The organism is Rhodococcus sp. Leaf278 (genome assembly GCF_001426085.1).
Classification (GTDB): Bacteria; Actinomycetota; Actinomycetes; order Mycobacteriales; family Mycobacteriaceae; genus Rhodococcoides.
This window is the reverse complement of sequence record NZ_LMRR01000041.1, coordinates 243,112-255,871: the sequence shown is the minus strand read 5'-3', so window position 1 is coordinate 255,871 and position 12,760 is coordinate 243,112. Positions and strand designations below refer to the sequence as shown.

Here is a 12,760-nt window from a genome sequence, read left to right as displayed (position 1 = left end):
TCACCACGTCCTATTGTTCAGGAATACAACGGGTCAGGAAGATCGGCCGCGCCGAAGTGGAGGATCGGAATGAACCAGCCAGGCGTCCAGGACGGTGAGTCGAAGCAGGTGGTTGTGCTCGCCCGCCTGGCTTCGGACGTGCCGGAGGTGATTCGGCGAACTGTCGGGCAGGTTCGCGAACTGGGGACGTACGACGCGCTGTCCGCATCCGAGTTGGCGGAGGCGATCGGCAGGAACGTCACCGACGCGGTGGAAACCTTGCAGGCGAACCAACTCCCGTCGCGGCACCGACTCACCGAACTTGCCGAGACGGTCGTGCGGCGCCGAATTGCACAGGGCATACCGGTCGAGGACATGATGCGGACCTACAGGTCGAGTCTCGCCGTCATCAACGACCGCTTCATCGAACTGGCCATGGAAGCGGACATCGACCCCCGAGAAGCCCTGCGGTCGTCGCGACTGTTGTGGTCGTTGAGTGATGCATTCATGACCTGCGTGGCATTGGAGTATCAGCGGCTGTCAGTGGAATCGGCGCTACTCGACGACCAAGCCAAAGCCGATCTCCTGCAAGGACTGCTGTTCGGCACCGGCAACATGGCCGAAATGACACGAGCGTGCGAAACGCGTGGGCTGGATCCAGCCGGGTCCTTCTACGCTGTTCGTGCTCGCGCTGCAGGTACCGGAACTCTGTCGACGATCTGCCGAGACCTACAACATCAGGGTGCCGGATCGGGCGGTATCGCGGTCGTTTCCCCGTTTCGCGGTGACGCCATCGGTCTTCTTCCCGCGGTGCCCCATGCCGTCAAGGACGCGGTCGTGGCCGTCGGTGCGCCGTTGCCGCTGCCGCACATCGCGCAGTCGTTCGCGACGGCCAGCAGGGTGCTCGACGCTGCGGTCCGGCTGGGTCGAGCCGGCGTGCTCGAGATGCCGGACCTGAGTTGGCGAATCACCGCTCTCGGTGACGTCGAAATATCGGGCCTCCTACACGAGCGATACATCGCTCCTCTCGAGGACCGCGGTGAATTCGGGGAACAGCTCTTGCAGTCGGTGCGGTACTACCTGGCCAGCGACCGCAACATCCCAGCAGCCGCAGACGCCATGTTCGTGCACAAGAACACGTTGCGATACCGACTCCGCAAATTCGAGGAACTCACCTCGGTCTCATTGGAGTCCACGGACACCATCGTCGAACTGGCGTGGGCATTGGAAGTCGCAGCGGCAACGTCGATGCCGTCCGCGCCCGAACGCTGAGCACCGGCAGTTCGGTACCTACGCCGATCCGAATCGTGGCGGATACAGCTCGTACGTCGGCAATCCAGCATCGGCCGGGACGATTTCTCGTTCACCGATTCGATTACGTAGGACACCGATACCCTCGGCTTCCAATTCGACGGTATCTCCCTGGTTGATCCAGCGGCCCAATTCGAGTCCGCACCCTCCGCCGACGGTGCCGGTAGCGATGAATTCGCCGGGAACGACATCCTCGCAGTAACTCGACCACGCCAGGACCTCCTCGAAAGAGTAGCTGGCCGCACCGGCGACCCCGGTGGCCCACACCTCGCCGTTGACTCTCGCTGTCACGTCGAGTTCGTCGACGTTCACTTCGTCGAAGGTGAGGACGGCGGGTCCGATCACGTTGGCGAAGTTCTTACCTTTAGCGGGTCCGATCTGAGCACCCATCTCGAAGACCTGAATATCGCGAGCGCTCACGTCGTTGAAGATCGAGATGCCAGCAATGTGTGACGCCGCGTTCTTGCTCGAAATGTTCCGTCCGCCTTTGGAAACGAAGAATCCCAGTTCGAGCTCGAAATCGAGTTGATCACTGTAGGCGGGCCAGGGGATGGTGTCCTCGGGTCCGTAGATGGCTTCGTGATTGCAGTTGTAGCTCAATGGAAACTGGAGCAGAGGTGGCGGTGCATCCCGGCCGAACGAGCCTGTGTAATGATCGATGTGGGTCAGATAATCGCGTACTCGGCGCGGTCGTGGCACGGGAGACAGCAGGCGTACGTCCGCGATTCTTGTGGTCACGGGTTGCAGCTGCCGTGTGTTTGCCTCGGGCCCTTCGGCCGCAGCAGAGTCGACCAGACGTCGACCAGCCTCCAAGCCACGTGGTCCACTCTCGAAAAATGCTGTCATCGAACGCATTTCGGGCAGGACCGCAGTGGGCTCGAAGACGTCGTTCGCGCGGGCGAGGTCGACGACGAAGTCTCCTGACACAGCTCCCAATCGGGTCTCTCTGCCGTCACTGAACGTCACCAGCAACATCGGTTCGTATCCCTTCCTCGGAGTGCAGGACGCAGCAAGGGTTTCGTCGCCGCGGCCTGTACTGAATTCGACACCACTGGTTGCGCTGTGTCACTGTTCGCACGCCCAATGCGAAGCGATCCTGTTCGTCCGACGGGACAGAGCTGTGGAGACGTGCGCTGCCTCGGGGACGCGGGCGCGCATTACTTGTGTCGTGCAGTTCACGCTCGAAGCCGGAGACACGCCTGCGCAGTGACGCCGCGCGATTACGCGGCGTCCTTTTCCGGTGGTGGTTTGCCAGTGGTTCTGCGGGGCGACTCGGTTGCAGACTCCTCGGCATCGGCCCGGCGAATGCCACGGCCGATCCACACGGCGGCAACTGCGCCGATCAACAGCCACACGGCGACGATGCCGAGTACCCACCACATGGCACGCATTCGTAGCGGAGTGCCGGATGGATGGGTGTGGATTGTCCACATGCCTGTGGGACGCGACTCGCTCCCTGCGGTCGGTGCATGGTGGCGCGTGGGGCCTGAGTGTCCGCCTGCGTACTATCACTGCCCCACTGCCCTAACGGGTGTACCGTCGTGTTAGACACCGTTAGGTGAATGGGAGGTTCGGTATGAGCACTATCGACGAATTCGATTCGTTGCTCCGGGATCGTTTCGATCTGGATCGAGACGATCTCATCGCCGCGCTCCGCACGTTGCCTGCTCACAGGCCTTGGGCAACACGGCTGACCGCCGGGGAGGCTATGCTGCTCGACTCGGCTGGACTCATTGAGGATCCCGAGGCGTACGCCGAAGTCGCAGCCGACATCACAGCCCACATGGGTCGCCTGTACAACACGTCCTATTCCGCATCCGAGGTCTCGAAGGGGTTGAGCGTCACTCCTTCTCGTGTAAGGCAGCGCCGTTTGGATCACACGCTGTGGGCGATCGACGACGGTGGGAAGTGGGTGTTTCCCAGCGTGCAGTTCGACGTCGTCGAGAACGAAGCAGATACATCGATCCTCGTACTCGTTCGGGGCCTGGATCGCGTGCTGCAGCAGCTACTACCCAGAGATCTGCATCCGACGTCGGTTGCCAGCTTCCTTCTCACGCCACAACCCGAGCTGGAGATCAACGGACGGCAACTGTCGGTCAAGCAGTGGTTGTTGCATGGCGAAGCCCCCGAAAAGGTGCTCGAGCTGATCGAGATCCACGACTGGGCAGCCGTGTGACGGAACGTTCGATGCTGTCCGACCCACCCTCCGCGCGTGAGCTGCGTAGGTTCGAGATTCGCTCCGAGGAATCTCGCGTGATCGCACCCTCCGAAGTGTGGTGGCGCGTCCACAAGACCGACGGTGACCATGTGATCGCGTGGAATGCGTTGCGGACGTTCGGTCCGTTACTACGCTTCGACCCTCATCAGCGACCGCTGGGAGAAGACCCCGGTGGCCGCGGGATTTGGTACGGGGCTTCGACACCAGGTGCCGCGCTGGCCGAAGCGTTCCAGGTCGACCGGACGATCGACCGCAGTCGCGATCGCCCCTTCCTCACAGGTCTGTCGTTTGGTCGCCCACTGACGGTTCTGGACATCTGCACCGACAGCATGGGAGCGTGGGCCACGCGAGCCGGTGGCAACTATGCACTCTCCACCGGCCAGCATGCCGTTACTCAACGGTGGGCCCGCGCTATCGTCGAGGCATATCCAGACCTCGATGGATTGCGATACAACAGCCGTTTCGCCGGGGTTCCTTGCCTTGCACTGTTCGCACCTGCGGTTACGGCTATGCCGGACCGTCCAGTGCTTTCTGCACCGCTGACCCATCCCGACCTTTCCAGCCGCATTGCCGGTGCGGCGAAACGTCTCGGATACGGAGTCGTGTAGTTGGCTCGATTGCGGTAGGGCTGACAATTCACGCCGCACGAGAACGACGTACCTATGCCAGGATCGATTCGCGCACGTAAACCCTGCCCCACTGTTTGTCGACAAGGATGCCCCACATGAAGAAGGCTCGAATCGGTTTTGCCAGTGGACTGTTCGCTGCCGCGGTGATGGTCGTCAGCGCGATTTCTCCCGGTACCGCTGCTGCAGCACCCCTTCCGGTCGTCGGACCCGGCAGTGGGTTCGTCACCACCGGAGGCGTCGACGACCTCACTGCCTGCTCCATCGCGGCCGTCGGATACGACGACGCGGGCCGCCTCGTTGCGCTCACCGCAGGGCACTGCATTCTGCGGACGGGCCTGCCCGTGACGCTCGTCGGATCCCCCGCCGCCCCGGTCGGCACCACGGCTGTCGGGCATTGGGGACCCGACTACGGCGTCATCGTCCTCGATCCCACCAAGGTCACGCCGGTGTCGAGTCTGGGCGGAATCACCGTGACGGACATCGGTATTGGATCGGTCGGCCAGCCGGTCTGCAAGAGCGGGCTCGGCAGCGGATTGACGTGCGGCACCATCATCGACACTCGGGGCAGCGACCTCATGTCCAACGCCGTCACCGTCTGGGCCGACTCCGGAGCCCCACTGGTGGCCGGCACCACGCTCGTCGGGATCGCCAGCCATGCCTCGGGCGCTCCGTTGCTCAGTCTCACCGCGTACGCATCGGCGGTGGAATCGACGCGCTTGCTGAGCGCCTCGGGTGCTCCGGGTGCGGGCTTCCGGCCGGTGGGAAGCTGATCACCCGGACGGCGTGAGGTGAGCAAGCAAAGCTTCGGAGACATCGTCAGGGCGGGCTGGCGAATCGTCGCCGTGTCCGTCGTCGTATTCGTGGCCGCGGCATTCGGAGTTAGCTTGTTGGTTACGCCGGTGTACGAATCGCGGGCTCAGATGTTCGTCTCCACGCAAAGTCAGACCTTCAGACAAGATACGTACAAGGCGGACCTGTTTTCGCAGCAGCGGCTCGTGGCGTATGCGGAGCTGGTGAAAGGCAACCTGATCACGTCGAGAGTTGTCGACGAGCTCGCACTCGATCTCAGTCCGGCGGAGCTGGCCCAGAAGGTGACGATGTCGTACTCGGTGGAGAGTGTCGTGTTCGACATCGTCGCCACCGACACCTCTCCCGAGCTCGCGCGAGACATCGCGAACACCACGGCTATCGAACTGAGTGCGGTGGTTGCGGAGCTGGAGGCTCCCGAGGATGGTGAGATTCCCTCGGCGGCCATCGGGATACGCAACCAGCCCGAAGCCTCGTCTACTCCGATCCGACCGAACACTGCGCAATATCTCACCATCGGTGCTGTAGTGGGATTGTTGGTCGGTGTTGCGTTGGTACTCGCACAACGCCGTTTCGGAAGGAACCGGCCGTAATTCAGCCGATACCGCGAATTGCCGCTTCGGTTCGAGCCTCGGCTTCTGCATATTCTTGTGCAGATGCCTGCAGTTTTCGAGCAAGATCTTTCACGTCGGTCGACAGCGTCGAATCGGCTGCATCCCACGCAGACAGCAGGGCCCAGAAAGCTTCGCCTGCTGCTCCCGGCCAACACGCTGTACCCGCCGACATATCGCGTGCCACCACGGCCAGATCGTCGGATGCCATCTCGATCGCGAGGTCGGTTCTACCCGCTGCATCGAGGAGCACCGGCACACTGACGTCCAGACGATCGCCCATCACATTCCTCCCCCGAGGCTGTTGGTGCCTGTCACCACGGTGAACGTAACACCCTGTCGAGAGGGCAGCAGGCTGGTACCTTGACCGCGTGGTTGACATCGGGGGAATCAACGACTGGGACACGGCGGGGCTCGAGCGGCTCACTAGCTCACTCACCAGCAGAATCAGCACACTGATCGATCTGGGCGATCAGCTCGATCGCCTCGCGCTCATCGACGGCTGGGTGGGAGAGGCAAGTGAGGTGGCCCGTCGGGCATTCGACGCGGTTGTCGATCACCTGACCGACTCCGCCGCGCAAGTCGGAGCGATCAAGCGACTGACCGACAACACCGAAGATTCCGTCGTGGCGTTGAAGCGTGCGCTCGCCGACGTGTCGTCGCTGGGCTTCGCGAACGACTTCGCCGTGTGCAACGACAACACGCTCTGGGACAGATGGGCTTTCGAGCGGCCGCCGAATCAGACCGACGCCGAAGCCGCGGACCGGCAGCGTATGAAAGTCGAACTCCTCGATCGCGTCGGCGAAATTGTCCGTCGCGGAACAGAAATCGAGGAGAGCGCAGCCGCAATCATGGTCGCGGCCACCCGAAACCTGATCAGCGACAACGACAGTACCGATGTGCGTGAGGCGGCGGGGATCGGTGGCGATCAGGGAGCGATGAAAGCCCCGCAACCGCCGACAGAGGGACATCCGGCCGCGAACAATCAATGGTGGAATTCGCTCACCGACGATCAACGCGGCTACGTACGAGAAGAGCGGCCCTGGTGGATCGGTGACCTCGACGGCATTCCGGCGGCCGATCGGTCGAGCGCCAACCTCGCTCAGTTGGATGTCGACCGCAGCTCCGTCGAGGGTCAGGTCAACGAGGCGCAGGCTCGCTTCGACCAGACCGGCAGTGCGATGGACGGAATGCGGCTGCAACTGGCGCTCGACAAGCGAACGTCGCTCGACGCCGTCGAACGTCTGATGTTCGAGAAGGGAACGGACGGGAGCTTTGTGCTGGGCACGGACGGACAGCGCATTCCGGTTCCGGATCGGCACCTGCTGTCCTTCGACGCCTCGCCGGAACGGACGCTGGCGACCGCCGTCGTCGCGGTCGGAGACGTGGACACCGCCGATCACGTATCCGTCCACACACCAGGCTTTACGAGCACCGTCCACAACGGGCTCGGCAGCCTGGTGAACGACGCGGCGAACATCCGTGAACTCTCGCAATGGCAACTCGATCACTACAGTCCCGACGCCGCCGGACAGACCGTCGCATCGGTCGCCTACATGGGATACGAGGCCCCGCAGAAGGTCGGGGTGTTGTCCGACGACATGGCTCAGACCGGAGGCAGCAGGCTCGCGTCGTTCCTCGACGGCATCGACGCATCGCGTTCGGACGATCCGCACCTCACCGCCGTCGGACACTCCTATGGTTCTCTCACAACAGGATTCGCGCTGCAGGACGGTACCGGCGTGGACGACGCGGTGTTCATGGGATCGCCCGGTGTCGGCACCGACAACCTGGGTGCGCTGAACATCACCGGTGACGCGTACACCCTCGCATCCGGCGGAGACGGTGTCGCGGCCCTGGCGGCATTCGACGGCGATCCACGCGAGATCGCCGGAGTGCACGATCTGTCGACTCGCGCCGCCGACGTGGTGATGCCCGACGGCACCGACGTCGCGCTCATGTCCACCGATCGATTCACCGGCCCGATCATCGAACGGATGGGAAGTCACAGCGACTACTACAAGCTGGACACCACGAGTCAATTCAACCAAGCAGCCGTGATCGCAGCCATTCCCGATGTGGCAGTAGCCCGATGACGCGAACGTCGATCGTGGGCGCAGCGGTACTCGCTGTCGCACTTCTGGGGGGATGCATGAACAACACACCGGAGCCGTACGAGGGGGAGCATCGTCCGCGTGAGAAGGCCGACTCCGAGATCGTTGCCGAGCAGACCGCCGTGCGGTTCGAGGAGTTGAAGCTGCGAGAGGGGCGGCAGAGCACGGTGGAGCCCGCGTTCGAGCGGATGCAGGAAGACATCAAGGCGGCGATCTCGACGCTGGTGCCAGGGTTGGAATGGTCGACCACCCGCACACGCGGCGAATCACCCTGCGATGAGCCGTATTCCAATACGCCCGGCTTGAATGTGACGCTCGTGCCGTTCAGTTCCGACGCGCCGATCCCAGCCGAACGGTGGCGGGCCGTGCTCGAGGCCGTCAATGCCATCGCCGTCGCCAACGGGTTCGACGGCACCGACCTGAACAGCGAGAATTCCGAACGTCGTCAGGTGAGTTTCCGTGACCCCGATGGTGGCCGTATTCTCCTCGGCGCGGGTGGGCGGACAGCGCTGACGATCACCACGGGGTGCTACTTACGATAATTGGTTCGGGTCGGTAGTTCATCCATTCGGTGGATAGCGAAATCAATTTGTGAGAGCCAGCATTGTCCGAGGTCCGCGCTCCGGCGGATATCTGCCGCTAGGGGAATGCCATGTCCGCTTCGAGTCCTCGCAAGCCACGTCGGACCAAGGGTCGTCATAGGGTCGCGCGGCCGGAACCGACCACCGTGCAATGGCTTCGGGTTGGTGCCCTGACCGTAGGCGTCGGCGCAGCCCTGGTTACCGGTCAAGGTACAGCCGGTGCATCACCGAGCACTGCAGTTGTTGACTCTGTCAATGTCGACGAAGGGGAAGAGGGTCTAGCGTCCGGCTCGGATGAGATGGTGGACGGGGACTCCGGCAGCACAACGACAGTTGTGGGGGAAGTCGAAGCGCCAGTCGTGGGCGATCCTGCCTCGGGTTCGCCTCTACCATCGACTAGCCCTGCACCGACGACGGAACCGCAGGGCTCGACCCCGTTGACCGAAGATCCGATCGGGGGTGACGACGGCCAGTCGTTCCCCTTGATAGAGGAAGGCTCAGTCGAGGAGGCCGTTCCGACCGCAACTCCCGATGTCGACCGGGGCGGCAGCGCGCGTGCTACCTCCACGCCGGTAGCACCCACATCGGAGCCGCCTACTACAGCGGCTGCGGAACCGGAAGAAACCGAGTCGACAGCACCTGCATCTGCCGTGGAGCGGACCCCTTCCGGTGTTGATACCCGTGTTGCGGTCAACTTATTGTCAGGGTCACCGCAGATTGCGTTCGGCGCTGCTGCACCGGTTCCGACAACGATTGCGCCGCAATCGCTGTCGGTCTACGCGGATCTCGCCCCGCAGATACCGGAACCAACTTTGCAGCAAAACTTACTGACGCTGCTCGGTTTGGTCCCATCCAATGGGACGAACCCCACCACTCCGGCAGGTGCCTCGCCATATTTCGCGCTGGTGTGGGGACTCACGAGGCGCTTCCAGTCGACCTTCTTCAATCAGTCGCCCTACGCGACACCGATCGTCACCGGGTCTGCGAATAACGGGACCGTTGCCGGGAGCATCGGAGCAGGCGACCCTGACGGTGATCCGCTTCTGTACTCACTTGCAGTTGGACCCTCAAAGGGAACGATTCAGTTGAATGCGGACGGAACCTATGTCTATACGGCGAATCAGGCGCTATCGGCGTTAGGTGGCACAGACACGTTCACTGTGACAGTGACCGAAGCGAACGCATCCGAGCATGTCCATGGACCGTCGGGGTTCCTCAACCGCATCCTCAGCGTATGGTCCGGCGGGCGAATACCGCTCAACGATAGTAGTACAACGCGTGTGGTTGTGCCGGTGTCTATCACCGCGGCCGACGGCACTCCGATAGTGGCAACACCGGCCTTCAGCTACACCGTCGACCCGAACACTGCTGTCGTGATCGGACGAGTGAACGTAGTCGATCCAAACACCGATCCACTTCGATTCACCGTCGTCTCGGCCGTCGACCCAACGAAGGGTGTTTTGTCCGTCAACGCAGCCACCGGTCAATTCGTCTTCACGCCGACTGCCCAAGCGCGTCACGACGCCTATGCGACGACGGCGGAGGACGCCACGGGATTCACGGTGTCCGTGACAGACGGCAAGGGCTTCGATGCCAGCGTCGTCGTCACACTCCCTATCGTTGCCAAACAGGTTTCTCAGGCATCATCGATACAGCTTTCCGAGTTGGCTCAGCTCGTGGCAACAGGGCAGATCGACGTGGTCGAGAACTCCGATGGCGAAATACGCACTATCGAAGGTAAATTCATCGATGCAAGCGTGAAAGACGCGGCCGACGCAGCCGCGACACTCAACCGTGTCGCCGCGTTGATAGGAGCACCGTCGCAGTTTGCGGATACTGCGCACATTACTTCGAAGACTGTGCAGCAGGTGAGGCGTGACGGCACAGCCTTCGCTGAGACGTACTACTACGCCAGCCCGACACTGAACGGTATTCGCGTGATCGGATCCCAGATTGTGTTGGTGACCAATGCGTCCGGAGACGTTACCGGTCTGTACAGCACCTACGACAACGACTTGACCGCAGTTGACACCGCCGCGGCGGAAAGTATCGACGAGGTGTCCGAAGCCATTACCGCAGTGACGGCAGCAATCGCTGCCAAGTCATCCGGAGCGGCCTCGGGCGTTTCTTCGATCTCGTTTACCGCTGAGAAGGTGATTGTCCCTGATACCAACACGGGGAGGCCGACTCTCGCGTGGCAAGTAACAGCAGTCGACACGAGAAGGTTTGGCCTGGGTGCCGTGTCGACGTACTTCGTCAGCGCGAATGGAGCGAGCAGCGGAACCATAATCGACGAGGATGTAGAACTCGAAGGTGCCAGCGCCTTCCGGCAGGGGAACTGGGGCGGAACGAGTTTCAATTACAGCATCAAAACCGAGGGCAGCACTCTCGTGTACGAGGGCGTAGACCCGGTCAGTGGGCAGATAGTGCGGGTGTACAAAGCAACGCAACAGGTCGATGATAAGGGCGATGCGGTGACCTTCGATCCGAACCCTGAAAACGACAAGCCCGTGACGACGCAGATCGGTTCTATCGACTTGCGAGGCATAACCGCACTCCAGAACGTGCAGTACGTGTCGAATCACTACCGCACTGCTCTGGGGTTTGCCACCACATATCCCGGTCATACGACACACGTTTACGTTCTCCCCACGTACGACAGAACGGCTGGTGCGGGTACGACTCTGGCTGAAAGTTTGATGGCGTATGGGTACGGCAGTGAGGCGGCTCGCGACATCGTCGCACATGAGTACACGCACATCGTCGAAACGATGATCGTTGGCAACGGTACGGGGTTTGACTACAACCCCGAGGGCTACGCGATGAAGGAGGCCTACGCCGACCTCATGGGCAACCTCATCGAAAACAAGCCAATGAACGATCGTGGCAGGTTCGATTTTGGCGAGGATATGACTGTCTGCGATGACGTTTCGGGTGAACAGAAGGCTCTGTCGAGGTGTGCGTTCAGGAATATTCTGGTGCCCGGAGCCGTCAAGAGCGAGGGCTACAATTTCCATTACCACTATGACGAATTCGATGGATCGCAGGGTAATGAGGAGGGAGACAAGCCGGGTGGAGGTGTGCGTATGTACAACAACAGCACGATCTTCAGCTCCGCGGTATCCGCTGCAATGGCCGACGATCGAACCCAGGGCGTCACCAGCGTCGAATGGCAACGGGTTGTGCTTCATTCGCTGTACAAGCTCAGTGTCACCTCAGGTTTCACAGACGCCCGCTCGGCGATCATCGGTTCCGCGAAAGCACAGGGCTTCAGCGTGGACGAGATCCAAGCACTGCAGAAGGGTTTCGACGACGTAGGAATCGTTGCGACCAACTACCGCATCGGTGCGTCGGTGTCGACGAGCTTGGGTGCGTCCGAAGCACCCATCGACATCGTGACTTCTGCGGACGGAAAGAAGTCCTTCATCATCGATGGCACGAATGCCTTGTACGTCGTAGACACGACTGCTTCACCGAAGCCCGACGTAGTCAAGGTCGAACTGTCTTCATCTGCGACGGACATCGCAGTGAACGCTGCGGGTACTCGCGCATACGTAGCCAACGGGTCGGCCGGAACGGTGACCGTCGTCGACTACTCGACCGGCGTGCCGATTAGGACGACGGTAAACATCGGTGGCCAGGCATCGCGCATTTCCACCAGTGATGATGGTCGGCGCACAATCGTCGTCGACTCATCCAACGGCACAGCAATAGTCCTCGACTTCGATGGCGTTACAACGTCGGTCAGCGCTCCGATCGATATCGGAACGAGCCCGGTGGCTGTCGCGATCAGCGCGACCGGATCCAAAGCCATCATTGGAAATTACCAGTCCAGCACGGTGACCATCATCAACGAAGGCGGGACTCAACCGACGCAGACAGTGGCGGTCAGTGGATCACCTCGGTCGGTCGTCATCAGCGCGAACGGAACGCGCGCAATGGTTTACAACGCCAATGGTTCCGTCGACGTCATCGATTTGGTCGCCGAAACACTGGAACCCATCAGGATCACCGACACGTTCGATTCCTACGATCAAGTCGGTTTCATGGCAATCAGCGCGGACGGGACGAGAGGCTGGATCACGAATCACTCGACCAGCAATACCGTGGCCTATGTCGATCTCGAGGCAGCGCAACCCGCAGTTTCCTACATCGACATCAATGACTACGCGCACTCGATCGCGACGACCGCAGACGGAAAACGGGCCTTCGTTGTCACCCACGGCAAGCTCTACGTCATCGATGTGTCCAAGCATTTGAACGACCCCTCACGCAGCACCCCCTACGCCAGCAACATCGACATCAACAACAACGCAAGCGATTACCAGCAAGTGACTGCCAGCCGGAACGGCTCATACATTGTCGCCACGAACATCAGCGGAGACGTGGCGGTGTTGTACGGAACGGCATTCTGACGGGGCGAGGGGAACGCGGCTTGGCAACCTGATGTCCGCTGGAGCAGTCGAGACTGCAGTAATGCCGCGCATCACATCGAGGATGCGATTTTGAA

The 12,760-nt window shown here is 61.5% G+C and carries 11 protein-coding genes; 8 read left to right on the top strand and 3 right to left on the bottom strand.

The window, feature by feature from the left end; translation table 11 throughout:
* Positions 1 to 69: 69 nt before the first annotated feature.
* Positions 70 to 1,251, top strand: coding sequence for a PucR family transcriptional regulator (locus ASG84_RS21700; RefSeq protein WP_057479039.1), 1,182 nt, complete (start codon positions 70 to 72; stop codon positions 1,249 to 1,251).
* Between the two features lie 18 nt (positions 1,252 to 1,269).
* Here ASG84_RS21700 and ASG84_RS21695 read toward each other — a convergent pair whose 3' ends face one another.
* Positions 1,270 to 2,265, bottom strand: coding sequence for a fumarylacetoacetate hydrolase family protein (locus tag ASG84_RS21695; protein WP_057479038.1), 996 nt, complete (start codon positions 2,263 to 2,265; stop codon positions 1,270 to 1,272).
* A 245-nt stretch (positions 2,266 to 2,510) separates the two neighbouring features.
* Positions 2,511 to 2,681: a hypothetical protein gene (locus tag ASG84_RS27630; protein ID WP_156399652.1), complete on the bottom strand. Its 171-nt coding sequence runs from the start codon at positions 2,679 to 2,681 to the stop codon at positions 2,511 to 2,513.
* Between the two features lie 185 nt (positions 2,682 to 2,866).
* On the opposite strand from ASG84_RS27630, the gene ASG84_RS21690 reads away from it, so the two are divergent.
* From ASG84_RS21690 to ASG84_RS21675, 4 genes are all read left to right on the top strand, one after another.
* Positions 2,867 to 3,466 carry a hypothetical protein gene (locus tag ASG84_RS21690; protein ID WP_057479037.1) on the top strand — a complete coding sequence of 200 codons (600 nt, stop codon included), beginning with the start codon at positions 2,867 to 2,869 and terminating at the stop codon, positions 3,464 to 3,466.
* Positions 3,451 to 4,116: an RES family NAD+ phosphorylase gene (locus tag ASG84_RS21685; RefSeq protein WP_442971013.1), complete on the top strand. Its 666-nt coding sequence runs from the start codon at positions 3,451 to 3,453 to the stop codon at positions 4,114 to 4,116. The genes ASG84_RS21690 and ASG84_RS21685 overlap by 16 nt, the downstream gene beginning before the upstream one ends.
* Positions 4,117 to 4,232: 116 nt before the next feature.
* Positions 4,233 to 4,907, top strand: coding sequence for a hypothetical protein (locus tag ASG84_RS21680; RefSeq protein ID WP_057479036.1), 675 nt, complete (start codon positions 4,233 to 4,235; stop codon positions 4,905 to 4,907).
* A gap of 18 nt (positions 4,908 to 4,925) precedes the next feature.
* On the top strand, positions 4,926 to 5,537 hold the full coding sequence (locus ASG84_RS21675) for a YveK family protein (protein ID WP_057479035.1): 612 nt from the start codon (positions 4,926 to 4,928) through the stop codon (positions 5,535 to 5,537).
* Between the two features lies 1 nt (position 5,538).
* Here the strand turns inward: ASG84_RS21675 and ASG84_RS27180 are convergent, their stop codons facing one another.
* The gene (locus ASG84_RS27180; RefSeq protein WP_057479034.1) at positions 5,539 to 5,838 is read right to left on the bottom strand and encodes a WXG100 family type VII secretion target; all 300 of its coding nucleotides are present in this window, start codon (positions 5,836 to 5,838) and stop codon (positions 5,539 to 5,541) included.
* An 88-nt stretch (positions 5,839 to 5,926) separates the two neighbouring features.
* Here ASG84_RS27180 and ASG84_RS21665 point away from each other — a divergent pair, with 88 nt between their 5' ends.
* From ASG84_RS21665 to ASG84_RS21655, 3 genes are all read left to right on the top strand, one after another.
* Positions 5,927 to 7,651 carry an alpha/beta hydrolase gene (locus ASG84_RS21665; RefSeq protein ID WP_057479033.1) on the top strand — a complete coding sequence of 575 codons (1,725 nt, stop codon included), beginning with the start codon at positions 5,927 to 5,929 and terminating at the stop codon, positions 7,649 to 7,651.
* Positions 7,648 to 8,211: an LppA family lipoprotein gene (locus tag ASG84_RS21660; protein WP_057479032.1), complete on the top strand. Its 564-nt coding sequence runs from the start codon at positions 7,648 to 7,650 to the stop codon at positions 8,209 to 8,211. Before ASG84_RS21665 ends, ASG84_RS21660 begins: the two co-directional genes overlap by 4 nt.
* A 476-nt stretch (positions 8,212 to 8,687) precedes the next feature.
* Complete coding sequence (locus ASG84_RS21655) at positions 8,688 to 12,665, top strand: Ig-like domain-containing protein (RefSeq protein ID WP_057479031.1); 3,978 nt, start codon at positions 8,688 to 8,690, stop codon at positions 12,663 to 12,665.
* Positions 12,666 to 12,760: the final 95 nt, after the last annotated feature.